Consider the following 25,060-nt stretch of genomic DNA (forward strand, 5'->3'; position numbering starts at 1 on the left):
CTCAGTGTCTGGCACTTGGGACAGGTTCAATTTCTTACCCTGATTTTATGATTTAACTTTATCGGTTGAGATACAAGGGACAGGCTTTAAAGCCAAATTCACGAAAATTCAAAAGGATATATTTATGCCCTCAATTGAAAAATCCCAACACATTTTCACCCAAAAACACCATAAACAGCCCGAACTCACCATTTACGCACCCGGTCGCGTCAATATCATCGGTGAACATACCGACTACAACGACGGTTTCGTGATGCCTTGCGCCATTAACTACGGCACGGCGATTGTCGGGGCGAAGCGTCATGATCATGTTTGGAACGTCTATGCCGCCGACTTGGATTTATCCGATGAATTTTCCCTTGACGGCGAGATTCCTCAAAGTGAACAAAAATGGGCGAATTATGTGCGTGGCGTAGTGAAATTTATTCAGGAGCGTTGCCCGAATTTCAAACAGGGCGCGAATTTGGTGATTTCCGGCGATGTGCCTCATTCTTCGGGTTTAAGTTCATCGGCGGCGCTGGAAGTGGCGACCGGCAAATTCTGTCAGCAACTGGGCGATTTGCCTTTGAGCCATACGGAGCTTGCGCTCATCGGGCAGCAAGCGGAAAACAAATTCGTGGGCGCCAACTGCGGCAATATGGATCAGCTGATTTCCGCTCTTGGAGAACAAGATCATTTATTGATGATCGACTGCCGTAGCCTTGAAACCCTGCCGACGCCCGTGCCGCATGATGTGGCGGTGATTATCGTGAATTCCAATGTGCCGCACGATTTGGTGACGGGCGAATACAATACCCGTCGTCAGCAATGTGAACGCGCGGCGGCATTTTTCGGCGTGAAAGCCTTGCGTGATGTTTCTGTGGCGCAATTTAACGAAAAAGAAGTAGAACTGACCGTACTTGATCCTTTAGTTGCCAAACGTGCACGCCATGTGGTGACGGAAAATCAACGGGTGCTGGAGGCGGTAGAAGCCTTTAAGCGTAATGATTTAACCCGTCTTGGCGAATTAATGGGACAATCGCATGATTCTATGCGCGATGATTTTGAAATCACCGTGCCGCAAATTGATTATCTGGTGGAGCTGGCGCAATTGGTTATCGGTAAAAACGGCGGCGCTCGCATGACCGGCGGCGGTTTCGGTGGTTGTATCGTCGCCCTTGCTCCTCATGACAAAGTGGACGCCGTACGCCACATTATTGCGGAAAATTACGAAAAAAAGACAGGTTTGAAAGAAGATTTCTATGTTTGCACCGCTTCGCAAGGAGTACGCGTATGCTAGAACAACGTGCACAAAGCATTGCACCGGACGGCTTGCCGTTTAACCTGTTTACCTTGCAAAACGCACAAGGTATGCGCGTGCAATTTACCGACTGGGGCGCGACCTGGACTTCTTGTTGCGTGCCGGTGAACGGCGCATTGCGCGAGGTTCTGCTGGGCTGCAAATTAGAAGATTATCCCATTCAGCAAGCGTACCTCGGGGTCAGCGTAGGGCGTTACGCCAACCGTATCGCTAACGCACAATTTCCGTTGAATGGCAAAGTTGTACGCTTAACTGCCAATCAAGGCAAACACCAGCTGCACGGCGGAAACGGCTTTGATAAACGCCGTTGGGCGTTGGAAAAGTGCGGTGAAAATTTTGTGTGTTTTTCACTGCATTCCGCCGATGGTGATCAGGGTTTTCCCGGCAATGTGAAAGCCACCGTGACTTACACCCTGACCGAGGAGAATTCGGTGAAAATCGAATATGCCGCCCAAAGCGATCAGGATACCGCGCTGAATTTAACCAATCATGCTTATTTCAATTTGGAAAATGCGACGCAGGGCGCAGATGTTCGCAATCACAGCTTGCGCCTCAACGCCGATTTTTATTTACCGGTGGATAGCGAAGGCATCCCGAACTCGCCGCTCAAACACGTTGTCGGCACCGGCTTTGATTTCCGCATGGCGAAGCCGATTAAACAGGATTTCTTGCAGGGCGAACAGCTTGCCGCCAAAGGCTACGATCATTCCTTTATTGTGAATAAAGCCTGGCAAAAACCTTGTGTCCTGCTCACCTCTCCAAACGGCGATTTAAGCCTGGAAGTGCTGACTTCACAAGCCGCCTTACAGGTTTACACCGGCAACTTTCTTGCCGGCACCCCGACCCGCGAGGATGGGGAATACGCCGCTTACAGCGGCATTGCCCTGGAAACCCAATGCCTCCCTGACACCCCAAACCATCCCGAATGGCAAAATTACGGCGGCATCGTAAAAGCAGGCGAAGAATATTACCAATGGACGGAATATCGGTTTAAGGAAAATCAATAAGATAAAAGTGCGGTGAAAATTTCACGTGTTTTTTGATTAACAGTTTTTATTTCTGTATAATCGGCGGCGTTTTAATGCGTTATCGCAAAATCTTATGTCCGTGTGGTGGAATTGGTAGACACGTTAGGTTCAGGTCCTAATGCCTTAATCGGTGTGCAGGTTCAAGTCCTGTCGCGGACACCAAATCAAAAACGGTGCAGATCATCAAGGTCTGCACCGTTTTTTATTCTTGTTCAGCGACTTTATAAGGTGAGTCGCTATTTATTCTTCAGTTAGAGAATAAAGTAAATTTTTGCCTTTTTCATAGCTAAGAATTTGCATTACACCATGCTTGAAAGTAATCCCCTGAGGGTTTTCAATACCATTAAATTCATAAACATGAGTGATTTCCTTTGTGATTGGATTTATTTCTAACACTTGAGAAAATTGCTTGCTTACCGCGTATAGATTCCCATTATAGGCAGTTAATCCTGTGATGTAATAATCACCTATACTTTTTCCTTCTGTTAGCGCTATTCCCTTTTTTACCTTCGGGGTGAATTCTTCAGAAAGAATATTGTCACTTTTATCGAAGCGGGAAATTATGAGTTTCTGATTTTTTGAATTCGGTACAGTAGCTGTATAGATGCTATTGTTTTCCGGTAAGTAAGCCATTGATAGAACGTGAAATAGGCGCGAACGTACAGTGTTATAAGCACCACGGGCAGTTACAACATAATTATTTAGACCTTCTATAAAACTCGGATAGTTTTCTTTTGCAGTACGATTTGCATCTTCTTTAAAGAATACAAAAATTTTGTTCCACCCTAGTACGCCAAACTCATTTTCATTGAAGAACGCACTGCCTACCGGTATACGCCCATTAGCTCCGTTTAAATGATCTAACACGGAAAAGCGTTGAATTTCACTTAATGTATCATTAAGTAAGTATAATCCCCATTTTTCGGTGGAAATAAAATACTTATCCTTTCCGTTATAAGCAATATCTGTTGCAGGGGCGTTTAGTGGTATGGTTATGGCTTCTTGTTTTTGAATCACTAATTTTCCGGTAGAAGACAATGGAGCTTGTCTTGCATCAGTCGTAAATTGCATAGCGGTTGTTGGTTGACTTGGCAAATCCGGTGCCTCTACATGCCAAGTATTGCGTAATGAAGTTGGTCTGCTAAGACGTTTCCAGCTTTCGGTAGTCCAGTACCAATAGTCGGAATTAAACGATAATCTTGCAGGATTACTTACTCCCATATTCGGAGGAAGTCCCGTACTTATGAATGCCTGAACCATATTGCCGCAGATGACAATCATGAATAGAACCATACATGTTTTACTTAATATGCTCAATTGCTTATGAGATTGACTAACAAAGTTGTAAATATCTTTAGTAAAACAAAAAATTAAGGCGACAAAAATGAGAACGACAGCATGGATTACCATCGGCCAGCTATAAGTATGAGCACCTAAAATTTCAGCCCACCAACCTTGATGAATATCCCATGCAAAGCTGCCGGAGGAATGTCTAAAGCCGGCAAATATGCCAAATACAGCGATAAATATTACCCAGCCGATATATTTAGGTTTCGGTCCATATCGTATTATTAGGAAAGTAAACATTACTTCAGCGAACATTAGCATGCGGTGAGCCCAGCAAAGAATACAGGGAGACTCTTTATCAATAAAGCCCAGATAAAAAGAGGCAACACCCAAGACCGTTGCAATAGAAAGCGCAGATAAGCTTAGTATTCCATTGAATATTTTTTCATTCATGTTTTGCTCCTTACTTAATCAATAGGTAACACCCGGAAGAATCATTGTTTTCGTCGCCATAAAGAATACAAAAAATGCACTTAATACGACTACGCATGTAATCCTATAGGCTATTTTTTCTCCTTTGGGCTTAGAAAAAATTAAATAAGCCGCAATCAAATATAAAAAAAGCTGTAACATTTCCATATATACTCCTTAAATTTATCTAGATTAAATGATATTCAGCTGTTAGTAAGTGAAGATAGAATCATTTAGTTATTCTATATTTTTCTTACAACTAACCTAAATTGAACAGGAATTTCCACCACGCCATACCGATGGTTAAGTGGACGATTAAGCTGCCGGAGGCGATGATCGCGCCGGCGGTCCACCAGGATTTGATGTCGTTATAGCCGGCACCAAATGCAATCGGACCCGGACCGCCGCCGTAGTGCGTGACGGAGCCACCGTAGGAGTTGGCAAATAACAAGCCTAATGCCAATAATTCTGTAGGGGCGCCGGCAACATGACCGACGGTCGCGAATACCGGTACCATGGCGGCGACATACGCACCGCCGGAAGCGAATAAATAACGTACGGCAACGCTGAGGGTTAAGATCACGATAAGGGCTAAAGTGCCTTGTCCCTCAAATTGTAGAACGGATTTTAAGGATTCGGCTAACCAGCCGAAGAATTGGGCTTTTTCAAGCAAGCCGGACATTCCGATGATACCGCCGTACCAAATTAAAGTATTCCAGCCGCCTTTGCTTTTTAGAATGTCATCCCAAGACACGATATTCAGCACGATACAGCACACCATCACGATTAATGCCACGATGGTCGCGTTGACGTTTAACGCGGAGGAGAAAATCCAGCCGAAGAGGGCGATGACGAATAACACGATTAACGCTTTTTCGCGGAATGACATCGGGCCGAGTTCTTCCAAACCTTTTTTCGAGATGGCTTTGTTATCCACCTCTTTCATTTCCGGCGAGGAAACCCAGTAGCAGATTAACGGAATCACGAACAAGCACAGCAAGCCCGGTACGGACGCGGCTAAGAACCAGTGTAGCCAGTCAATGTTGAAGCCGAGAATCGGCGCCATTAAGGAAAGGGCGAGCGCGTTCGGCGCCATGGCGGTTAAGAAAATGTAAGATGTGGTTTTTACCACCATGTACACGTTCATCATCAAATAGCGACCGGCTTTTTTCGGACTTTTTTCCGGGTCGGAACCTAATGCTACCGCCACACTGTTAATGATAGGGAAAATAATCCCGCCCGAACGCGCGGTGTTGGACGGCGTTGCAGGGGAGAGCAGTAAATCCAGGAACATGGTCACATAACCCAAACGCAATGTGGTGCTGCCCATGGCGCCGATCATGTGATAAGCGATACGTTTACCGAGACCGGTGATAACGAATGCCGAGCTTAATGTGAAGGCGGTGAAAATCAGCCAGGTGGTACCTGATTTATAGCCGTTGAGGATGTCGCCGGCTTTCAGAAATTCTGCTGCACCGTTAGTATTACCGATAATCGCGCCGGAAACCGCAACTGCCGCCAGCAAGATAACCGGCTCGCCGTACGGTTTTAGTACCAAACCGACGATGGTGGAGATATAAACCCCAAGTAAGCGCCAGGCGATCAGAGAAAGTCCCTCCGGCGCCGGCAAAATAAAGGTGACCAACGGTATGGCTACCAAGATCGCCAGTTTTGCATTTTTAGATAATGCCATGTGAATTACCTCTTAAAGTTTGAAAGAAAATCATCAGTGCCAACAAATCGGCGCTACCGCCTGCGCTTAAATTTCGCGCGATGCAGGCGGCATCAAATTTCATTAAGGCTTGTGTCAGTTTCGCTTTATCCGACACAACGGTTTGATCTTCAAGCAGATCATGGGCTGTTTGCTGCACAAAATGTAACCCGTCCATCCCGCCGCGATGTACCACGTTCGTATCGGCATTGGTCGCCATTAGGTGCAATAACAGAATGAGTAGGCAATGTTCACGATCCTGTTGATGATCCTCATCCAACAGCGGTAACAACGCCTGAATTTGTTGAAAGCCACTTTCCGCTTCGCCACGCGCACCGGTTAAACCGAATTGACGGAATAATCGAACGCCGGCGGTGCTCGGCAAATGGTCCGGATAATGCCGTAGTTCGGCAGTTAAGCCTTGCGCAAATTGCGCCACCAAATCGCAAATGGATTTAACCTCAAAAATCACCGCACTTTGCGATAAATCCTGTTGCTGCACCAAGCGCCCGATGGCGGTACACACCAAGCCGAAGGAAAAAATCGCGCCTTTGTGCGTATTCACGCCGTGAGTCGCTTTGAACATCGCCTTTTCGGCTAAAACACCCAACGGACGAACCTGTGCCAGAATCTGCTCTGGCGGCAGAGACGCCGTTTGCATTCCTTTTAATACGAACGCCGTAAAAAAAGGCGTTAAACTGACCGCACTTTGCTCGAAAGTTTGCAGGTTCATGTCCTTGTGCGCCCCGTTATTGACGGCATCTACCAAGCCCGGCTTCGGCGACAAACGGGCTTCCTGAACCAACGCCGAATAAGCCGCATTGCCGATTTGTTCCGCCAAATCATGTTGTTGCGCCCGTTTGTGCATTTCCGCCAGAATCTCCGGCACGGCATGAGTGCGCGATCTGGCACACACTTTGGCATCCGCACCGCACACCAAACAGGTCCGCGGCGGCAGCCCGAAATCGCTTCGGCTAAGCAAATTGCCTTCATGATCGAACACGTCCAAATCCCAAAGGCGGGCGAGGGGAAGGCTTTCTTCCAGTTCAATCATTGCCGCCTTCAACGCTTTGGCATCCATGGGCAACATAAAAAATGCCTCATGTCCCGTTTCCAACGGACGAATCCGTTCTGCGCTCGGTGTCACGGCAAACTGCACAAAAAGTGCGGTGAGTTTTTCCAGCGTTTTTGCAAAAACATAATCCAGCAGGGCATTTTTTTTCACGCCGCCCACGGCGGTCAGCGTGACGCAAAGCAACGTTTGACTGTACTGCGCCAACAGTTTTTGTTGCAGCAACGCACGCGCTTCCCGCGCAGATAAAAGCTGCTCAAGGGAGATTTCGGTTCCTGCCGTGGAAAAATGTTTTAGGGATATTGTCATAAAAATAACTGTAAAAACGACCGCACTTTATGAATTTTTAGTCACTGCCACTTATTTTAGTAACCGTTACTTATTACGATGGCACGCGTCTCCCGACGCGAGCCTTCATTTTCTTATTTTTTATCAGCACGCGTCAGGAGACGCGCGCTATCGGTTGAGCGAAGAAAGTCACCCTTATTCTTTCACCTGATAAACCGTATCAATCACCGAGCCATCACGATACCGCACGACTGCCACAGGTTTGTCGGTAAATTCGATTTCTTTCGGTTTACCGGTGAGGCTGTAAGCGCGTTCGCACAGTTGCTCGATGGTGAATAACGGAATGCCGGTGGCGGTTAAGGCTTCAATGAGATCCGGACGTTTCGGATTCACGGCGACGCCGTGGTCGGTGACTAAAATGTCGATATTCTCGCCCGGGGTAACGCAGGTAATCACGTTTTCCACCACGGTCGGAATACGTCCGCGCACTAACGGTGCAACGATAATCGCCACTTGAGCGGAAGAAGCGGTGTCACAGTGACCGCCGGAGGCGCCGCGAATCACGCCATCGGAGCCGGTGAGTACGTTGACGTTAAATTTGGTGTCGATTTCCAAAGCGGAAAGAACGACTGCGTCTAAACGCTCTACGGAAGCGCCTTTGGAGCTGTAATTGGCATACTGGTTGGCGGACACTTCAATGTGGTTCGGGTTGCGCGCCAGGGATTCGGCGGCAACGGCGTCGAAACTTTGCACGTCGATGAGTTTTTTGATTAAGCCTTTTTCGTGCAGATCCACCATGCTGGCGGTGATCCCGCCGAGGGCGAAGTCGGCTTTAATGTCGTCGCGCACCATTTTTTCTTCAAGGAAGCGGGTGACCGCAAGGGAAGCGCCGCCGGTACCGGTTTGTAAGGAAAAACCGTCTTTGAAATAACCGCTGGCGAAAATCACTTCGGCACATTTACGGGCGATGAGTAATTCGCGCGGGTTAGTGGTCATGCGGGTGGCACCGCCGCCGATTTTTTTCGGATCGCCCACGGCATCCACTTGCACGATAAGATCCACTTGGTCTTGCGCAATGCTAATCGGGTGGTGTGGGTAGTCGGCAAATTCTTCCGTTAATAACACCACTTTATTGGCGAATTCCGCATCTACGCGGGCATAGCCGAGGGAGCCGCATTTGCTTTTACCGCTGAAGCCGTTGGCGTTACCGAATTTATCGCAACAAGGCACACCTAAAAATGCCACGTCGATTTTCAGTTCGCCGGATTTCACCAAATGCACACGACCGCCGTGGGAGTGAATGTTGACCGGTTCATCCAATAAGCCGCGGGAAATTTCTTCCGCTAATTGACCGCGTAAACCGGAGGAATAGATTTTGGTGACCACGCCGTTTTTGATGTGTTCGATGATCGGTGAGTGGCTGTCGATGAGTGAACTGGAGGCAAGGGTTAAATTTTTGAAGCCCATTGCTGCGATTTTGTCCATCACCATGTTGACTACGAAGTCACCGGCGCGGAAGGCGTGGTGGAAGGAAACAGTCATGCCGTCTTTTAAACCGGAGCGTTTAATGGCGTCTTCTAAGGAGTCGCAGATTTTGCGATCTTTCGCCGTGCGGGCAAGGGATTCCGCTTTCGGTACTGCCTGATACACCGGACGATTGGCATTGAATTTTGCAATGCGTTGTTCTCTTGTTGTCATCTTTCTTATCTCCCTTACTCTTCACGAATGCCTGATTTTGCGCGTTCTAACACGAGTTTCGCACGATCAATAATCGGCGCATCAATCATTTTGCCGTTTAATGAAACCACGCCGGAACCTTGTCTTTCCGCTTCTTCCGCCGCTTCAATAATGCGTTTTGCCTGATCCACGTCTTTTTGTGTCGGCGCGAACAAGTTGTGTAACAATTCAATTTGACGCGGATTGATTAAGGATTTGCCATCAAAGCCGAGCTGTTTAATTAGCGCCGCTTCTTTTAAGAAGCCCTCTTCATTGTTGGCGTTGGAATACACCGTATCAAAGGCTTGAATGCCTGCCGCACGCGCTGCCTGAAGAATGGAGCAGCGGGCGAATAAAAGCTCGATACCTTCCGGCGAACGTTCGGTTTTCAGATTACGTACATAGTCTTCTGCGCCCAAGGCAATGCCGATTAAACGCTTGGACGCGGTGGCGATTTGATTGGCTTGGGTAATGCCCAACGGCGATTCGATGGCAGCGAGCATTTTGGTGGAACCCACTTCACGCCCGCAGGCTTTTTCGATTTCGGTGATTTCGCGATCCATATCGATCACATCCTGTGCCGTTTCGGTTTTCGGCATCCGCACCACATCCACACCGGCACGCACCACGATGTTTAAGTCCGCCACGCCGAATTCGGAATCCAATGGATTCACCCGCACCACGGTTTCAATGTCTTTATACAGCGGATGTTGCAGGGTGTGCGCCACCAATAAACGGGCGGTATCTTTTTCTTTTAACGCCACCGCATCTTCCAGATCGAACATGATGGAATCCGGTTTATAAATAAAACTGTTACTTAACATTGCCGCATTTGAGCCCGGCACAAACAGCATACTTCTTCTTAATTTCATAGCACCGCCTCCCAGTTAATGTTTTCCTCTGTGGCGCGTAACACCGCCGCTTTCACGCGTGCCTGTAACACGCAATCAAGGGCGCCCTTGTCCTCAATAATCACTTGTGCCGCGGTGACGTTCAATTTGTCCAGAACCGCGCGCACGGTGGCGTTGATTTGTTCACCGAATTGTTTGGCGACGGAGCTGTTGATTTCAATATCTAATGAATCAAAAGGCTGAATCCGCACTTGCACGTCACTGGATTCCAGCGTGCCCGCAACGGCTGCTTTCGTTATCTTCATAGGTTTTTCCTTCTATTGGGTGATAATTAAAAAACGTTTTTAAAAACGACCGCACTTTTGTAAGTAATTCAACGTCGTTGTCGGCACAAAGGCTGCTAATGCCGTCCAATTCTTTTCGGCTAGCAATTGTCTGACGGCGGAGGCGGAAATGGCTTGCCCGTTGAGGGGTTTGCGCGGGATTTCGATCATGTCGATTTTCGGCGCGTCCATTTCGGCTTCCATCAGCCAGTAGAACATTTGGCGGTTGTATTCCGCCGTCACCGCGCAAGTCGGTTCCGTTCCCACAAAACGGCGGTTAATGCCTAATGCGGGCGCGATATAGCGGCGGAATAATTTCAAATCTACGGCAAAATAGCTGTCGTCGGTAATTTTTTGGTCTTTTAGGAAATAATCGGGAAAGGTAGCTCGGGAAATAATGTAGTCGGAGCCGGAATGAAGCGTGATATTGGTTAAATCGGCAATGCCTTGTCGGATTAATGTAAAACGTTCCTCGTAAGAAAACTGCGAGGCATCTTCACCCACCACGAATAAATGCAGGTGATCGCATTGTTGTAACGCCCGTTCGATTAAATACCGATGCCCCAAGGTAAACGGATTGGCGTTCATCACAATGGCACCGATATGCTCGCCCGCCACGCGCATGGCACGCCATGCTTCGCATTGTTTTTTCAGGCGGGTGGCGCTGTTTTCCAGCAGCACGACGTAAGGATAGGCATCGGAGATGGTGTAAAAACCGCAGGCGTTAAAAAGTTTTTCGTATTCGGGTTTGGTGTAAATGAAGAGGTGAGGGCGATTGAGTTCGTAGGCGAGATTGACTAATTCGGTGCCAAGCAGCAAGGCGACACCGTTGCCGCGCTGGGATTCGTCAATGGCGACGCATTTGATGATGTTACCCGCCAAACCGCCGCAAACCGCAATCTGTTGCGCCTCGTCGTAACCCACAATGAAATACTCGATTTGCGCATCTAAATTCAATTCGTTTTTGGCTAAAAATTCGCGGATGGCACTGAGATCTTTATGCGCCGTAGATAGTCGCTCAAACTGCATTTGCCCTCCGAGAAAAAACGAAAAAAAGTGGGCGTATTTTACTTGAGTTTCATCGTTTTTGCTAACACAAAAGGAGTATTGTTGATTTTGCTCAATTTTCTGCGAATTTTCTTTTTTGCCATGATTTTGTGACGTAGCACAAAATTCGCGGAAAAAAACGACCGCACTTTTGTTCTTCCTTTTGCGCTTTCGGGGCAAATATGATACTTTTCGCCTGTCAATCCGACGGTAATATTTTTAATTTTTATGAACGAAGAACACTCGACCAACCAATCTGAAGTTACTAAAAAATCTTTTTTCCAATCCCTTTTCGGACGTTTCTTTCAAGGCGAGCTTAAAAATCGCGATGATTTAGTGGAAGTGATCCGAGATTCCGAACAAAACGATTTAATCGACCAAAATACCCGCGAAATGATTGAAGGCGTGATGGAAATCGCCGAATTGCGCGTACGCGACATCATGATTCCGCGCTCCCAAATCGTGTTTATCGAAACCGATCAGAATTTGGATTCCTGTTTGGATACCATCATCGAATCCGCCCACTCCCGTTTCCCGGTGATTGCCGATGCGGATGACCGCGACAATATTGTCGGCATTTTGCACGCCAAAGATTTATTGAAATTCCTGCGTGCCAATGCGGAAGAATTTAATTTGCTGACCATGATTCGCCCGACCATGATTGTGCCGGAAAGCAAACGGGTGGACAGAATGCTGAAGGATTTCCGTTCCGAGCGCTTCCACATGGCGATTGTGGTGGATGAGTTCGGCGCGGTGTCGGGTTTGGTGACGATTGAAGATGTGTTGGAACAAATCGTCGGGGATATTGAAGACGAATTCGATGAAGAAGAAGTGGCGGATATTCGTCAACTTTCGCGCCACACCTATGCCGTGCGGGCATTGACGGACATTGCAGATTTCAATCAGCAATTCAATACCCGATACGCCGATGAAGAGGTGGATACCGTCGGCGGTTTGGTGATGCAGGCATTCGGTTATTTGCCGAAACGCGGCGAAGAAATTACGCTGGATAACCTGCACTTTAAAGTCACCTCCGCCGACAGCCGCCGCATTATCCAACTCCGCGTCACCGTGCCGGACGAACATTTGCCGGAGATGGAAAAAGAAGAAGAGGTTGCAGAATAGATTTATTGACGGCGTGCATTTTCCAATGCGCACTTCAAATATCTCCTTTTAGGGAAAGCTTAACGATGGCGCGCGTCTCCCGACCACAGCTGTTCGAAATATTGTAATATATTGATATTTAAAAAGTATCTTGCCTTCCCCCGTTTACGGGGGAAGATGCCCGAAGGGCGGAAGGGGGGGATTTATCTTGATATTTTGTTTAAAAATTGAGATTTCGCCCCCTCAGGGCTTCGCCCAGCTCCCCCCCGTAAACGAGGGGAGCCAAGTTTTATAATATTTCGAACAGCTGTGTCTCCCGACGCGTGCCGTTTATTTCATTACATAACGAAAATTTAGGAGTTTGCGTCCGGAGACGCGTGCCATTCCGTTTATGAACAAATATTTCACTTATCTTATCGCACTCATTTCAGGCGCCGTCGGCGTGTTTGCCTTTGCGCCCTTTCATTATTGGGACTTGTCCTACGTTTCGTTGTTCGGGTTGATTTGGGTAATAAAAACACCGCAAAAATCCACCGCACTTTTGTCCGCCTTTTTATGGGGCTTGAGCTTTTTCACCTTCGGCGTGAACTGGCTGCATGTCAGCATTCACCAATTTGGCGGCGCGCCTTTGGCGTTGAGCTATTTCTTGGTGGTGTTGCTGGCGGCATATTTGTCTTTGTATCCGCTCCTGTTCGCGTATTTAGTGCGTCGTTTGCAGGTGCAACGGGCGGTGCTTTACCCTGTGTTATGGACATTTACCGAATTCTTGCGCGGTTGGGTGTTTACCGGTTTCCCTTGGTTACAATTCGGTTATACCCAAATAGGCAGTCCCTTTGCCGGGCTGGCGCCGATTTTCGGCGTGACGGGATTAACCTTCTTTGTGATGTTTATAAGTGCGGTCGTTTTTAACATCGTTTCTGCGTTGAAAAATCCGCAGAAAAAAATCAATGTGGCAATGATGAATGCGTTAATTTTGGCGATTATCGGTGGCGTTGCCGCTTACACGTCGCAACTCAGTTATGTGAAAGAGAACACCGAAAAAGCCCTTAATATCACTTTGGTGCAGGGCAATATCGAACAAAATCTGAAATGGGACCCCAATTATTTATATCAAACTATGGAAAATTACGGGCGTTTGATTGGCGATAATCTGGGCAAAACGGATTTGATTATTCTGCCGGAAGTGGCGTTTCCAACCTACGAAAATGACATTCAGCCATTTTTCCAAGCATTGCAGTCGCTAGCGGAAAAAGCGGATACGGAAGTGATGGCCGGCACGCTTTATCAGGATGAAAGCGAGGGCAAATCGCTTAATTCCATTGTGGTGGTGGGCAACAAAAGCACGCCATACCGTATGCAAACCGATAACCGTTATAACAAGCATCATCTCGTGCCGTTCGGCGAATATGTGCCGCTGGAAAGCATTTTGCGCCCGCTTGGTTCGGTGTTCAATTTGCCGATGTCCGCTTTCCAAAGCGGTGATGCGGTACAGAAACCGTTACAGGCGAAGAACCTGAACTTCACGGCGGCGATTTGTTACGAGATTATTTTAGGCACGCAATTACAACAAAATCTCACAGCAAATAGTGATTTTATCGTCACCATTTCTAACGATGCCTGGTTCGGCAATTCCATCGGTCCGTGGCAGCATTTGCAAATGGCGCAAATGCGCGCGCTGGAGTTAGGTAAACCGGTGATTCGCGCCACCAATACGGGCGTTACTGCCTTTATTGATGCGCAGGGCAACATTGTGGCGCAGGCACCGCAATTCGTGGAAACGGTGTTAACCCGTAAAATTGCACCAACCGAAGGCAAAACGCCGTATGCCGTGTTCGGCAATATACCGTTGTATGCCTTAAGTGCGGTGTTTTTCTTGTTGCATTTACTGGGAATGTGGCTTCAGCGCATCATGCTGAGAAAGGCGCAAAAAGACTAAAGAAAAAAGTAAAAACACCGGATAAACGCCGGTGTTTTTGTTTGGGTGGTTAAGCCGAAAATTAACGGCTGCGGAAAATGATGCGGCCTTTGCTTAAATCGTATGGCGTCATTTCTACGGTGACTTTATCACCGGTTAAGATACGGATGTAGTTTTTACGCATTTTGCCGGAAATGTGAGCAGTTACCACGTGACCGTTTTCCAACTCAACGCGAAACATGGTATTTGGCAAGGTTTCTAAAATCGTGCCTTGCATTTCAATGGAATCTTCTTTTGACATTTAATCCTCTAAAATAATTAATCAGTGCTACCGCCGGTTTCCGTTGGCGGAATCTTGTACAAAAAGTCGGTGCGGATTATACCGTTTTTGTTGATGGCAAGAAAGTTTTTTAAATCAGAAGCCTGCCGGAATCGGTTTTTTCTTCGATTCATGGTGAGAAAAGCCGTGAAAACTGATATATTAAAAACGATTATCATTTGTTTCCAATGGGAGAAATTATGTCTATGCACGTTTTGCTTTCGAACCAACCGGCATCTGCCGTGTGGGGCGAAAGAGCGTTAATCAGTTTCAACGAAGATAAAGCCACCATTCATTTAACCGATTTTTCCGACCGCACTTCCGTACAAAAAGCCGCACGCAAATTACAAAATCAAGGCATTTCCAATGTCACATTAAGTGGCGAACATTGGCAGCTGGAAAATTGCTGGGCGTTTTATCAAGGCTTTTATAACGCTAAGAAACACTTCAAGGTTCAATTCCCGACCTTATCCGCTACACAACAAGAACTGAATCATCGCATTCAATGCGGCGATTTCGTGCGTGAAATCATTAATTTACCTGCCGCTATTTTAACCCCGGAAGAACTTGCCCAACGCGCGGCGAAGTTTATCGTTCAAACGGCGGAGCAACAGGGCAAAAAAAGTGCGGTTGGTTTTTCCATCGTTTCTCGTGAGGAGTTGCTTGAGCGCGGTTACCACGGCTTATGGCAGGTAGGCAAAGGTTCGCAAAATCTACCTGCGATGTTGCAATTGGATTTCAACCCGACAGGCAACCCTGATGCGCCCGTGTTGGCGTGTTTGGTAGGCAAAGGCATTACCTTTGACAGCGGCGGTTACAGTATTAAACCGAGCGACGGCATGAGTACCATGCGAACCGACATGGGCGGCGCGGCGTTATTAACGGGAGCGTTGGGCTTGGCAATTTTACGCGGCTTAAATCAGCGGGTGAAATTATTCCTTTGCTGCGCAGAAAATTTGGTCAGCAGTCGTGCCTTCAAATTGGGCGACATTATCCAATATCGCAATGGCGTGACCGTGGAAATTCTGAACACCGATGCGGAAGGACGCCTAGTGTTGGCGGACGGCTTAATTGACGCCGATGCGCAACAACCGCAATTTATCGTGGATTGCGCCACTTTAACGGGTGCCGCAAAAGTCGCCGTCGGCAATGATTATCACAGTGTTTTGTCTATGGATGATAATCTGGTCAGCGAATTATTCCGTTGTGCCGAACAGGAACAGGAGCCGTTTTGGCGTTTGCCGTTTGCGGAGCTACATCGCGGGCAAATTAAAACCGCCTTTGCCGACATTGCCAATACCGGCACGGTTCCCGTCGGCGCAGGTGCCAGCACTGCCACCGCTTTTTTATCTTATTTCGTGAAAAATTATCAACAGCATTGGTTGCACATTGATTGCTCCGCCACCTATCGCAAAACATCAAGTGATTTATGGGCGACCGGTGCCACAGGTGTTGGCGTGCAAACTTTAGCCAATCTATTAATTACTAAAGCAAATCAACAGTAAGAGGAGGTTACATGAGCTTACAACGAACATTATCCATTATTAAACCGGACGCGGTGAAACGTCACTTAATCGGCGCAATTTTGGCGCGCTTTGAGCAACAAAGCTTTAAAGTTGTGGCAGCGAAAATGTTGCATTTAACGCAGGAACAGGCGGAAGGTTTTTATGCCGAACACCAAGGCAAATCGTTTTTTGTGTCGTTGGTGGAATACATGACATCCGCCCCTGTGTTGGTTAGCGTATTGGAAAAAGAAAACGCCGTACAGGATTACCGCACTTTAATTGGCAGTACTAACCCTGAAAACGCTGATAAATGCACGATTCGCCATGATTTTGCCTTAAGCCAACGGGAAAACTCCGTACATGGTTCCGACAGTCCGGAAAGTGCTGTCCGTGAAATCGCCTATTTTTTCGTGAGCGATGAGATTTGTAGTTATTAGGATTGAACAATAAGTCTTTTGTGAAAACAGAATGGCTTTTTTACAGAGAAATGTGCTCTGTTTTTTTATATTAATTTAACTATTTAATGAGATTAGTTTAGCAAAAGGTTACAAAACTTCTACAAGGAATTTTTATGAATTATATTAAAAAAATTATTTTATCTCTTTTCCTACTGGGACTATTTAGCGTGTTGAATTGTTGCGTAAAAAGTAATTCCATATATCCGCAAAAAACAAGTGCCAAACAGACCGGATTAATGCTGGACATCGCCCGACATTTTTATTCACCCGAGGTGATTAAATCCTTTATTGATACTATTAGCCTTTCCGGCGGTAATTTTCTGCACCTACATTTTTCCGACCATGAAAACTATGCGATAGAAAGCCATTTACTTAATCAACGCGCGGAAAATGCCGTGCAGGATAAAGACGGTATTTATATTAATCCTCATACCGGAAAGCCGTTCTTGAGTTATCGACAACTTGACGATCTCAAAGCCTATGCTAAGGCAAAAGGTATTGAGTTGATTCCTGAAATTGACAGCCCGAATCACATGACGGCGATCTTTAAATTGGTGCAAAAAGACAAAGGGTTGAAGTATCTTCAAGGGCTAAAATCACGCCAAGTGGATGATGAAATTGATATTACTAATGCTGACAGTATTGCCTTTATGCAATCTTTAATGAGAGAGGTTATTGATATTTTTGGTGACACGAGTCAGCATTTTCATATTGGTGGCGATGAATTTGGCTATTCTGTGGAAAGTAATCATGAGTTTATTACGTATGCCAATAAACTATCCTACTTTTTAGAGAAAAAAGGGTTGAAAACCCGAATGTGGAATGACGGATTAATTAAAAGTACTTTTGAGCAAATCAACCCGAATATTGAAATTACTTACTGGAGCTATGATGGCGATACGCAGGATAAAAATGAAGCTGCCGAGCGCCGTGATATGCGGGTCAGTTTGCCGGAGTTGCTGGCGAAAGGCTTTACCGTCCTGAACTATAATTCCTATTATCTTTACATTGTCCCGAAAGCTTCACCAACCTTCTCTCAAGATGCCGCTTTTGCCGCCAAAGATGTTCTAAAAAATTGGGATCTTGGTGTTTGGGACGGACGAAACACCAAAAACCGCGTACAAAATACTCATGAAATAGCCGGCGCAGCGTTATCGATCTGGGGCGAAGATGCAAAAGCACTGAAAGGCGAAACAATTCAGAAAAACACGAAAAGTTTATTGGAAGCAGTGATTCAGAAGACGAATGGGGATGAGTGAAAATAAATGGCTAACGCGTGTTCAAAATAAAAGTGCGGTCAATTTAAAAAACGTTTTTCAAACCAACCGCACTTTTTACCTATCCTTTCCTAATTCACTTCCCGGAACATAATTTCGCTTGGGATTACGGAGCCTTGCCAGTAGAGTTCGCTTGCGACTTTTTCTGCCAGTTGTAGGAAGCTGTGGGCGATTTCGCTGTCCGGGGCGGCGATGACGGTCGGTTCACCGCGATCCAGATCTTGGCGAAGGCGGATGTGCAGCGGTTGCTGACCCAATACTTTGATGTTGTATTTATCCGAGATGTGTTCTGCGCCGCCGGTGCCGAAAATGGCTTCTTGGTGACCGCAGTTGCTGCAAATGTGCATGGACATATTTTCCACGATGCCCAACACCGGTACGGAAACCCGTTCAAACATGGCGATACCTTTCACTGCGTCCAGTAAGGCGATGTCCTGTGGTGTGGTGACGACCACCGCGCCGGTGACCGGGATTTGTTGGGACAAGGTGAGCTGAATGTCGCCGGTACCCGGCGGCATGTCGATGACGAGATAGTCTAAATCCGGCCATAAAGTTTCTTGCAATAATTGGCTTAAGGCACTGCTTGCCATCGGGCCGCGCCAAATGGTGGCGTTGTCTTCGTCCATGAGGAAACCGATGGAATTGGCATATAAACCGTGCGCCTGAATAGGGGTGATGTGTTTGTTATCCGGTGATGTCGGGCGTTGGTGCGGTGCGCCGAGCATATGCGGGATGGATGGGCCGTAAATATCCGCGTCTAAAATGCCCACGCGTGCGCCTTGGAGTTGTAAGGCGATGGCAAGATTTACGGAAATGGTGGATTTGCCCACGCCACCTTTACCGGAACTCACGGCAATAATATTTTTCACGCCTTTCACCGCGGGGTGATTGTTGGCGCGTTTCAGGGTGGCAATTTGGTAGTTAAGCTGCCACTTCAGGTTTTCTGCATCCGCCGCCTGTTTTAACGGCGCGGTCAAGGCATTTTTTAAGTCCGCAAAAGCGGTATTCCAGGCGAAAGGCATTGTCAGCTCAATGCGTAAGGTGTCGCCGCCTTTTTCGGCTTTTTTTAATGTGTTGAGGGAAATGAGATCTTTTTGTAGGGTAGGGTGTTGAAAGTCTTTGAATAACCGAACAATCCGTTCCTTTTGTTGTTCCGTTAAATTTTCTGAAAATAACGTCGCCATAATGTCGTCCTTTCTAATGTAGTAAATTCGTTCGCTATATTTAATCACGCCCGCCTTTATCTGTTAAGTTAAAAATGTCTAAACCATGATTAAACTAGAAAAAATACCCTCAATAAGGTAACATAAGCGCCAATTTTTTCCCTGTTTTTCACGAATTCTTAAGGTCAATATTATGCCGAATAATAAACGTAAAATCCTCGTAACTTGTGCCCTGCCTTATGCCAATGGCCCGATCCATTTAGGTCATATGTTGGAACACATTCAAGCGGATATTTGGGTGCGTTTTCAAAGAATGCGCGGCAATGAAATTCACTTCGTTTGTGCCGATGACGCGCACGGCACGCCGATTATGCTGAAAGCAGATCAGATGGGCATCACGCCGGAGCAATTAATTGATGATGTGCGCCAAAAACACATGGCGGACTTTGCCGGTTTTAACATCAGTTTTGATAACTATCACTCCACCCACAGCGAAGAAAATCGCGAGCTTTCCGAATTGATTTACAATCGCTTGAAAGAAAACGGTTTTATTAAAAGCCGCATTATTTCTCAATTATATGATCCGGAAAAAGGGATGTTTTTGCCCGATCGTTTCGTGAAAGGCACTTGCCCGAAATGTAAATCGCCTGATCAATACGGCGATAACTGCGAAGTGTGCGCGGCAACTTACAGCCCGACGGAATTGATTAATCCGCGTTCTGTGGTGTCCGGTGCAACGCCGGTGATGAAAGACTCCGAACATTTTTTCTTTGATTTGCCGAGTTTTGAAGCCATGCTGAAAAACTGGTTGGGCTCCGGCTCCTTACAATCGGAAGTGGTCAACAAAATGCAGGAATGGTTTGAAGCCGGTCTTCAGCAATGGGACATTTCCCGCGATGCGCCGTACTTCGGCTTCGGGATTCCGAATGCGGAAGGCAAATATTTTTATGTGTGGTTGGACGCGCCGATTGGCTATATGGCGTCCTTCAAAAATCTGTGTAAACGCGAAAGTCATATTGATTTTGATGGTTTCTGGCGCAAAGACAGCGACGCGGAATTGTATCATTTCATCGGCAAAGACATCATGTATTTCCACAGCCTGTTCTGGCCGGCAATGCTGGAAGGTGCCGATTTCCGGAAACCGAGCAACATTTTCGTGCACGGTTATGTGACGGTGAACGGCGAGAAAATGTCGAAATCCCGAGGCACCTTTATTCAAGCGGCAACCTATTTGAAGCACTTGGATCCGGAATGTTTGCGTTATTACTACGCAGCGAAACTGAGCAATCGCATTGATGATTTGGATCTGAACTTAGAGGATTTCGTGCAGCGCGTGAATACGGATTTGGTGAATAAACTTGTCAATTTGGCTTCCCGTAATGCCGGCTTTATTCAAAAACGTTTCGACGGAAAATTGGCGGCAACCTTGGATGATCAAGCTTTATTTGATGAATTCGTCGCACAATCGGCACAAATCGCCGCTTATTATGAAAACCGTGAATTCGGCAAAGCCATTCGTGAAATCATGGCGTTAACGGACAAAGCCAATAAATACATTGATGACAAAGCCCCTTGGGTGATTGCCAAAGAAGAAGGCAAAGATGCGGAATTACAAGCGGTTTGCTCTATGGGAATCCAGTTATTCCGCGTGCTTATGGGTTATTTAAAACCGGTGTTGCCGAAACTTGCCGAACGGGCGGAAGCTTTCCTGCAATCGGAATTAACCTGGGCAAATTTGGCGCAACCGTTGCTAAATCACCAAATTGCCCCGTTCAAAGCGCTGTTTTCCCGTTTGGACGGCAAACAAATTGAAGCCATGATTGACGCCTCAAAAGCCGAAAATGCACAGGTCAATGCCGCGCCTGCCGCAGCGAAAAGTGCGGTTGAAAATAGCGGTGAATCTGCCGGTGGTATTGAGCCGATTGCGGAAACCATCACGATTGACGATTTCGCCAAATTGGATTTACGCGTAGCGAAAGTGCTGAAGTGCGAAGCCGTGCCGGAATCCAATAAACTATTGCGTTTTGAGTTGGATTTAGGCGAACACAAACGCCAAGTGTTCTCCGGCATTAAAGCCGCTTACGACAAACCGGAAGAACTGGAAGGGCGCTTTGTGATTGTGGTGGCAAACCTGGCGCCGCGCAAAATGAAATTCGGTGTGTCCGAAGGCATGATTTTAAGTGCGGGAACGGGCGGCGCCGATTTATTCTTGTTGTCCGCCGATGGGGGCGTGACAGCAGGAATGCAGGTGAAGTAGTCAATAATGACAAATTTATCGGACAGACTTTATGTCTGCCCGATAAACCCGATGATATGAATAAGGACAGGCATAAAGCCTGTCCTTATGGTTAACGTCTGCGATTAAAGTGCGGTTGTTTTTTTGAGAGAATTTCTACTCGTATTCTTCCAACCACTTCAGCAAAATTGCTTCTAAAATGGATTCGTTGGATTTTTGCGGATCGTCATCAAAATCGTCCAGCTCACAAATCCAGCGGTGTAGATCGGTAAAACGCACGGTTTTCGGATCCAAGTCCGGGTTATTGTCATACAAGGTTTCGGCGATTTGTTGCGTGTCGGTCCACTTCATTAATGCGCTGCCTCATTTGCATGGTTGATGTTATATTTCGGAATTTCCACCACTAAATCTTCATCACCAATAATACATTGGCAAGACAAGCGGCTGTCTATTTCCAAGCCCCAGGCTTTGTCTAACATATCTTCTTCTTGATCGCATGGTTCATTTAATGAATCGCCGCCTTCGCGCACCACCACGTGGCAGGTGGTGCAGGCGCAGGAACCGTCACAGGCGTGGTGAATTTCCACACCGGCGTTATGGGCGACCTCTAATAAATTGTCACCGGCGGCGGCATCAACCACCATGCCTTCCGGGCAAAACTCTTCATTGGGTAAAAAAATCACTTTTGGCATGCTAAACGTCCTCACTTTCCTACAATATCTTCAACGGATTGACCTGCCAGCGCGGCGCGAATAGATTTGTCCATACGGCGTGCGGCAAAGTCCTGCGTTGCCAGATCTAATGCTTTGATTCCTTGTTTGATAGCAATGGAATCTTCTTGTTGTTTTAACTGTTCCAACGAAATAATCGCATTTTTGACCGCACTTAATTCGTCGTCATCTAATAAATCATAATCTTGCGCCAGCGCCGAACGCACGCTTTCCAGTACGCGTTCCGCTTCCACCCGTTGTTCCGCCAATAAGCGCGCCTGAATGTCCTCTTTGGCATTTTCCATGGAGGCTTTCAGCATATTGGCGATTTCATCGTCCGTTAAGCCGTAAGACGGTTTTACCTGAATGGACGATTGCACGCCGGTGGCTTTTTCCATGGCGGTGACGCTTAATAAGCCGTCCGCATCCACTTGATAGGTCACGCGAATATGCGCCGCGCCGGCCGCCATTGGCGGAATACCGCGTAGGGTAAAGCGGGCGAGGGAACGGCAATCGGCAACCATTTCCCGTTCCCCTTGCACAATATGCACGGACATGGCGGTTTGCCCGTCTTTGAAGGTGGTAAATTCCTGCGCGCGCGCTACCGGAATGGTGGTGTTACGTGGAATGATTTTTTCCACCAAACCGCCCATGGTTTCAATGCCGAGGGACAGCGGAATCACATCCAATAACAACAAATCGGAATCCGGTTTGTTGCCGGCAAGAGTATCCGCCTGAATCGCTGCGCCCAATGCCACCACTTTATCGGGGTCAATGGAAGTTAGCGGTTGTTTTTGGAAAAATTCGCCCACTTGCTCACGCACGTAAGGCACGCGGGTGGAGCCGCCCACCATGACCACTTCGTGTACGTCATCCGCTTCCACACCGGCGTCTTTTAAGGCGCGACGGCAAGCTAACAGCGAGCGTTTGACTAAAGGCTGAATCAGTTCGTTAAATTGTTCGCGGGTGATGTTGCCCAACCAATTACGGTAATGAATCTGTGTTTCCGTTTCGTGGCTGAGCGTTAATTTAATTTGATTGGCTAATTCAATGAGTTCGCGATATTGGTTGTCGTTTTCCGGTTTCACCGCGGATTGTTCGATAATCCAATTGGCTAATAATAAATCGAAATCATCGCCGCCCAACGCCGTGTCACCGCCGGTTGCCAATACTTCAAACACGCCGCGTGAAAGGCGCAAAATTGAAATATCAAATGTGCCGCCACCCAAATCATACACCGCAATGACGCCTTCCTGTCCGCTATCCAAACCGTAAGCAATGGCGGCGGCAGTGGGTTCGTTGAGTAAACGTAAGACATTTAAGCCGGCGAGTTTTGCCGCGTCTTTGGTGCTTTGGCGTTGCGCGTCGTCAAAATAGGCGGGGACGGTAATCACCGCACCGACAAGGCTTCCGCCCAAGCGTTGCTCACCAAGTGCGGTCAGTTTTTTCAGTATTTCTGCGGAAACTTCAATGGGACTGCGCGCGCCTTGTGTGGTTTGCAATAAAGGCAAGCCGTTTTCGCTGGCGACAAATTGATAAGGTAAATTCGGGTAACGTTGTTGAATATCCGCCAGGCTGCGACCGATTAAACGTTTGACGGAAATCACGGTATTTTGCGGATCCTGCGCCGCAAGTTCGGCAGCTTCATAGCCCACGATAATATTATCATCGCCGCCAAAATGCACTATGGAGGGCAGCAACGGGCGATCTTGCCCGTCGAGTAAAATTTCGCTGTGACCGTTGCGCACGGAGGCAATGAGGGAATTGGTGGTGCCGAGATCAATGCCTACCGCCAGTTTATGTTGATGCGGTGCGGCACTTTGACCGGGCTCTGCAATTTGAAGTAATGCCATGTTATATCTCGATATTTTTATTATAAATCAAATAGATTTTCTTCAACCCGCTCAATTTCGGCTTGGAGTTTTTTGATAAAACGTAATTTATCCGTAATTGTCCGTGCCGTTTGCCATTGTTGTTCGTTAAGTGCGGTGGATAATTCCGTTAAAATGGCGCTACGGGTTTGCTGAATATCTTGGCTGAAAACGGTTAATTCGTCAGCATTTTTTTGCTGTTCGATAGTTTCCAGGGTTTCCCGCCATTCCATTTGCTGCATCAAAAAGGCGATATCGTTGGTGCTTTTTTCTTCTACGTTTTCCGTTTCGCCGGTGTTGATGTCGATAATGCTGTCGGCGCGTGCGATGGGATCTTTTAAAATGCGCAGGGCATCATTAATTTCCGCCGATTTTTGAATAGCGAGACGTTGTTCCTGCGCGGAAGCAGCAGAAAAATTATCCGGATGGAGGGATTTTTGCAGCGCTAAATAACGTTCGTTTAATAACGCCGCATCCACTTGAAACGCGACGGGCAAATCAAATAAAGCAAAGGGATTGTTCATAACCGCCTCAATTACACGTTAAAACTTTCGCCGCAACCGCATTCGTCTTTCACGTTCGGATTGGTGAATTTGAAACCTTCGTTTAACCCTTCTTTGGCGAAATCCAATTGGGTGCCGTTTAAATACACTAAACTTTTGGTATCGACGATCACTTTCACGCCGTGTTGCTCAAACACCTGATCGTCTTCGTTTAACGCATCCACAAATTCCAGCATATAAGACAAACCGGAACAACCCGAGGTTTTGATGCCCAAACGCAAGCCGATACCTTTCCCGCGTTTTGCTAAAAATGTTCTCACGCGATCTGCCGCGCTTTCGGTGAGAGTGATAGACATATTTTATTTCTCCAAAACTAACAAATAGAACGATAACCGCTATTGTTCTTATTACTTTCTTTAGTTAGAAAAAGACAAAAGTGCGGTAGAATTTTTCGGTGTTTTGAAAAACATACAGAAAAGCGACCGCACTTTTATGTTATTAAGAGCCTTTTTTTGCTTTGTAATCGGCAATTGCCGCTTTGATGGCGTCTTCTGCCAAAATAGAGCAGTGAACTTTTACCGGTGGTAATTCAAGTTCTTCGGCGATCTGGCTGTTTTTGATCGCGCCGGCTTCTTCCAGGGATTTGCCTTTCACCCATTCGGTGATTAATGAACTGGATGCGATGGCGGAACCGCAGCCGTAGGTTTTGAATTTCGCATCTTCAATAATGCCGTCGTCGTTGACGCGGATTTGTAATTGCATCACGTCACCGCAAGCCGGTGCGCCGACCATGCCGGTGCCGACGGCGCTGTCTTTTCTATCCATTGAACCAACGTTGCGTGGGTTTTCGTAATGATCGATAACTTTGTTACTGTATGTCATTTTTCTGTTCCTTTCCTAAAATA

At 47.0% G+C, this 25,060-nt stretch carries 24 protein-coding genes and 1 tRNA gene; 9 read left to right on the plus strand and 16 right to left on the minus strand.

The window, feature by feature from the left end:
* The first annotated feature begins 124 nt into the window (after positions 1–124).
* From galK to DK423_RS05765, 3 genes are all read left to right on the plus strand, one after another.
* Complete coding sequence (galK, locus tag DK423_RS05755) at positions 125–1,279, plus strand: galactokinase (RefSeq protein ID WP_005555715.1); 1,155 nt, start codon at positions 125–127, stop codon at positions 1,277–1,279.
* Positions 1,273–2,307: a galactose-1-epimerase gene (galM, locus tag DK423_RS05760; protein WP_005555716.1), complete on the plus strand. Its 1,035-nt coding sequence runs from the start codon at positions 1,273–1,275 to the stop codon at positions 2,305–2,307. Before galK ends, galM begins: the two co-directional genes overlap by 7 nt.
* Before the next feature lie 96 nt (positions 2,308–2,403).
* Positions 2,404–2,490: transfer RNA gene (locus DK423_RS05765), tRNA-Leu, on the plus strand.
* 78 nt (positions 2,491–2,568) lie between these two features.
* Here the strand turns inward: DK423_RS05765 and DK423_RS05770 are convergent.
* The 8 genes from DK423_RS05770 to citC all read right to left on the minus strand — a co-directional run bounded on the left by DK423_RS05770 (position 2,569) and on the right by citC (position 11,076).
* The gene (locus DK423_RS05770; protein WP_005555718.1) at positions 2,569–4,068 is read right to left on the minus strand and encodes a disulfide bond formation protein B; all 1,500 of its coding nucleotides are present in this window, start codon (positions 4,066–4,068) and stop codon (positions 2,569–2,571) included.
* Positions 4,069–4,086: 18 nt separating this feature from the next.
* On the minus strand, positions 4,087–4,254 hold the full coding sequence (locus tag DK423_RS11130; RefSeq protein ID WP_005542624.1) for a hypothetical protein: 168 nt from the start codon (positions 4,252–4,254) through the stop codon (positions 4,087–4,089).
* Between the two features lie 91 nt (positions 4,255–4,345).
* Positions 4,346–5,779, minus strand: a complete 1,434-nt coding sequence (locus DK423_RS05775; protein ID WP_005555720.1) for an anion permease — start codon at positions 5,777–5,779, stop codon at positions 4,346–4,348.
* Complete coding sequence (gene citG, locus DK423_RS05780; RefSeq protein WP_005555722.1) at positions 5,766–7,178, minus strand: triphosphoribosyl-dephospho-CoA synthase CitG; 1,413 nt, start codon at positions 7,176–7,178, stop codon at positions 5,766–5,768. Before citG ends, DK423_RS05775 begins: the two co-directional genes overlap by 14 nt.
* 174 nt (positions 7,179–7,352) lie before the next feature.
* Positions 7,353–8,855, minus strand: coding sequence for a citrate lyase subunit alpha (gene citF / locus DK423_RS05785; RefSeq protein WP_109043905.1), 1,503 nt, complete (start codon positions 8,853–8,855; stop codon positions 7,353–7,355).
* A gap of 14 nt (positions 8,856–8,869) precedes the next feature.
* Positions 8,870–9,745, minus strand: coding sequence for a citrate (pro-3S)-lyase subunit beta (gene citE, locus DK423_RS05790; RefSeq protein ID WP_032996502.1), 876 nt, complete (start codon positions 9,743–9,745; stop codon positions 8,870–8,872).
* Entirely contained in the window at positions 9,742–10,029 is a 288-nt protein-coding gene (gene citD / locus DK423_RS05795; protein ID WP_005555728.1) for a citrate lyase acyl carrier protein, read from the minus strand. Before citD ends, citE begins: the two co-directional genes overlap by 4 nt.
* 39 nt (positions 10,030–10,068) lie before the next feature.
* The gene (citC, locus tag DK423_RS05800; RefSeq protein WP_032996503.1) at positions 10,069–11,076 is read right to left on the minus strand and encodes a [citrate (pro-3S)-lyase] ligase; all 1,008 of its coding nucleotides are present in this window, start codon (positions 11,074–11,076) and stop codon (positions 10,069–10,071) included.
* A gap of 246 nt (positions 11,077–11,322) precedes the next feature.
* Here citC and corC point away from each other — a divergent pair, with 246 nt between their 5' ends.
* Together corC and lnt are read left to right on the plus strand one after the other, a co-directional pair.
* Positions 11,323–12,219 carry a CNNM family magnesium/cobalt transport protein CorC gene (gene corC, locus DK423_RS05805; protein WP_061885952.1) on the plus strand — a complete coding sequence of 299 codons (897 nt, stop codon included), beginning with the start codon at positions 11,323–11,325 and terminating at the stop codon, positions 12,217–12,219.
* Positions 12,220–12,589: 370 nt separating this feature from the next.
* Positions 12,590–14,134 (plus strand): apolipoprotein N-acyltransferase, encoded by a 1,545-nt coding sequence (gene lnt, locus DK423_RS05810; RefSeq protein WP_061886585.1) that lies wholly within the window; start codon positions 12,590–12,592, stop codon positions 14,132–14,134.
* A gap of 61 nt (positions 14,135–14,195) precedes the next feature.
* Here the strand turns inward: lnt and infA are convergent, their stop codons facing one another.
* A complete protein-coding gene (gene infA, locus DK423_RS05815) occupies positions 14,196–14,414 on the minus strand; it encodes a translation initiation factor IF-1 (protein ID WP_005541870.1) in 219 nt (72 codons plus the stop codon).
* Positions 14,415–14,632: 218 nt separating this feature from the next.
* On the opposite strand from infA, the gene pepB reads away from it, so the two are divergent.
* From pepB to dspB, 3 genes are all read left to right on the plus strand, one after another.
* On the plus strand, positions 14,633–15,937 hold the full coding sequence (pepB, locus tag DK423_RS05820) for an aminopeptidase PepB (RefSeq protein WP_005555583.1): 1,305 nt from the start codon (positions 14,633–14,635) through the stop codon (positions 15,935–15,937).
* Positions 15,938–15,948: 11 nt separating this feature from the next.
* Positions 15,949–16,374: a nucleoside-diphosphate kinase gene (ndk, locus tag DK423_RS05825; RefSeq protein WP_005555585.1), complete on the plus strand. Its 426-nt coding sequence runs from the start codon at positions 15,949–15,951 to the stop codon at positions 16,372–16,374.
* Between the two features lie 134 nt (positions 16,375–16,508).
* Positions 16,509–17,654: a glycoside hydrolase dispersin B gene (gene dspB, locus DK423_RS05830; RefSeq protein ID WP_005555586.1), complete on the plus strand. Its 1,146-nt coding sequence runs from the start codon at positions 16,509–16,511 to the stop codon at positions 17,652–17,654.
* Positions 17,655–17,743: 89 nt separating this feature from the next.
* Here dspB and apbC read toward each other — a convergent pair whose 3' ends face one another.
* A complete protein-coding gene (gene apbC / locus DK423_RS05835) occupies positions 17,744–18,856 on the minus strand; it encodes an iron-sulfur cluster carrier protein ApbC (protein WP_032996490.1) in 1,113 nt (370 codons plus the stop codon).
* 172 nt (positions 18,857–19,028) lie between these two features.
* Between apbC and metG the strand changes: the two genes are divergently transcribed.
* Entirely contained in the window at positions 19,029–21,092 is a 2,064-nt protein-coding gene (gene metG / locus DK423_RS05840) for a methionine--tRNA ligase (protein ID WP_005555592.1), read from the plus strand.
* 135 nt (positions 21,093–21,227) lie between these two features.
* Here metG and iscX read toward each other — a convergent pair whose 3' ends face one another.
* The 6 genes from iscX to iscU form a co-directional block, all read right to left on the minus strand.
* A complete protein-coding gene (gene iscX, locus DK423_RS05845; RefSeq protein ID WP_005542240.1) occupies positions 21,228–21,422 on the minus strand; it encodes a Fe-S cluster assembly protein IscX in 195 nt (64 codons plus the stop codon).
* A complete protein-coding gene (fdx, locus tag DK423_RS05850) occupies positions 21,422–21,763 on the minus strand; it encodes an ISC system 2Fe-2S type ferredoxin (RefSeq protein WP_005542241.1) in 342 nt (113 codons plus the stop codon). Before fdx ends, iscX begins: the two co-directional genes overlap by 1 nt.
* Positions 21,764–21,774: 11 nt before the next feature.
* Positions 21,775–23,634 (minus strand): Fe-S protein assembly chaperone HscA, encoded by a 1,860-nt coding sequence (hscA, locus tag DK423_RS05855; RefSeq protein WP_005555595.1) that lies wholly within the window; start codon positions 23,632–23,634, stop codon positions 21,775–21,777.
* A gap of 20 nt (positions 23,635–23,654) precedes the next feature.
* Positions 23,655–24,176, minus strand: coding sequence for a Fe-S protein assembly co-chaperone HscB (gene hscB, locus DK423_RS05860; protein WP_005555597.1), 522 nt, complete (start codon positions 24,174–24,176; stop codon positions 23,655–23,657).
* An 11-nt stretch (positions 24,177–24,187) separates the two neighbouring features.
* Positions 24,188–24,511, minus strand: a complete 324-nt coding sequence (gene iscA / locus DK423_RS05865) for an iron-sulfur cluster assembly protein IscA (protein ID WP_005555599.1) — start codon at positions 24,509–24,511, stop codon at positions 24,188–24,190.
* A gap of 142 nt (positions 24,512–24,653) precedes the next feature.
* Positions 24,654–25,037: a Fe-S cluster assembly scaffold IscU gene (gene iscU / locus DK423_RS05870; protein WP_005542252.1), complete on the minus strand. Its 384-nt coding sequence runs from the start codon at positions 25,035–25,037 to the stop codon at positions 24,654–24,656.
* Positions 25,038–25,060 lie beyond the last annotated feature (23 nt).

The sequence above is a fragment of the Aggregatibacter actinomycetemcomitans genome (assembly GCF_003130205.1).
Lineage (GTDB): Bacteria > Pseudomonadota > Gammaproteobacteria > Enterobacterales > Pasteurellaceae > Aggregatibacter > Aggregatibacter actinomycetemcomitans_A.

Bases quoted from the DNA above. Each gene is read 5' to 3' on its own strand.
- citG (WP_005555722.1), bottom strand. From the start codon at position 7,178: ATGACAATATCCCTAAAACATTTTTCCACGGCAGGAACCGAAATCTCC.
- hscA (WP_005555595.1), bottom strand. From the start codon at position 23,634: ATGGCATTACTTCAAATTGCAGAGCCCGGTCAAAGTGCCGCACCGCAT.
- iscX (WP_005542240.1), bottom strand. From the start codon at position 21,422: ATGAAGTGGACCGACACGCAACAAATCGCCGAAACCTTGTATGACAAT.
- infA (WP_005541870.1), bottom strand. From the start codon at position 14,414: ATGTCAAAAGAAGATTCCATTGAAATGCAAGGCACGATTTTAGAAACC.
- DK423_RS11130 (WP_005542624.1), bottom strand. From the start codon at position 4,254: ATGGAAATGTTACAGCTTTTTTTATATTTGATTGCGGCTTATTTAATT.
- citE (WP_032996502.1), bottom strand. From the start codon at position 9,745: ATGAAATTAAGAAGAAGTATGCTGTTTGTGCCGGGCTCAAATGCGGCA.
- DK423_RS05775 (WP_005555720.1), bottom strand. From the start codon at position 5,779: ATGGCATTATCTAAAAATGCAAAACTGGCGATCTTGGTAGCCATACCG.
- hscB (WP_005555597.1), bottom strand. From the start codon at position 24,176: ATGAACAATCCCTTTGCTTTATTTGATTTGCCCGTCGCGTTTCAAGTG.
- apbC (WP_032996490.1), bottom strand. From the start codon at position 18,856: ATGGCGACGTTATTTTCAGAAAATTTAACGGAACAACAAAAGGAACGG.
- pepB (WP_005555583.1), top strand. From the start codon at position 14,633: ATGTCTATGCACGTTTTGCTTTCGAACCAACCGGCATCTGCCGTGTGG.
- dspB (WP_005555586.1), top strand. From the start codon at position 16,509: ATGAATTATATTAAAAAAATTATTTTATCTCTTTTCCTACTGGGACTA.
- lnt (WP_061886585.1), top strand. From the start codon at position 12,590: ATGAACAAATATTTCACTTATCTTATCGCACTCATTTCAGGCGCCGTC.
- galK (WP_005555715.1), top strand. From the start codon at position 125: ATGCCCTCAATTGAAAAATCCCAACACATTTTCACCCAAAAACACCAT.
- citF (WP_109043905.1), bottom strand. From the start codon at position 8,855: ATGACAACAAGAGAACAACGCATTGCAAAATTCAATGCCAATCGTCCG.
- galM (WP_005555716.1), top strand. From the start codon at position 1,273: ATGCTAGAACAACGTGCACAAAGCATTGCACCGGACGGCTTGCCGTTT.
- citC (WP_032996503.1), bottom strand. From the start codon at position 11,076: ATGCAGTTTGAGCGACTATCTACGGCGCATAAAGATCTCAGTGCCATC.
- iscA (WP_005555599.1), bottom strand. From the start codon at position 24,511: ATGTCTATCACTCTCACCGAAAGCGCGGCAGATCGCGTGAGAACATTT.
- iscU (WP_005542252.1), bottom strand. From the start codon at position 25,037: ATGACATACAGTAACAAAGTTATCGATCATTACGAAAACCCACGCAAC.
- fdx (WP_005542241.1), bottom strand. From the start codon at position 21,763: ATGCCAAAAGTGATTTTTTTACCCAATGAAGAGTTTTGCCCGGAAGGC.
- corC (WP_061885952.1), top strand. From the start codon at position 11,323: ATGAACGAAGAACACTCGACCAACCAATCTGAAGTTACTAAAAAATCT.
- citD (WP_005555728.1), bottom strand. From the start codon at position 10,029: ATGAAGATAACGAAAGCAGCCGTTGCGGGCACGCTGGAATCCAGTGAC.
- metG (WP_005555592.1), top strand. From the start codon at position 19,029: ATGCCGAATAATAAACGTAAAATCCTCGTAACTTGTGCCCTGCCTTAT.
- DK423_RS05770 (WP_005555718.1), bottom strand. From the start codon at position 4,068: ATGAATGAAAAAATATTCAATGGAATACTAAGCTTATCTGCGCTTTCT.
- ndk (WP_005555585.1), top strand. From the start codon at position 15,949: ATGAGCTTACAACGAACATTATCCATTATTAAACCGGACGCGGTGAAA.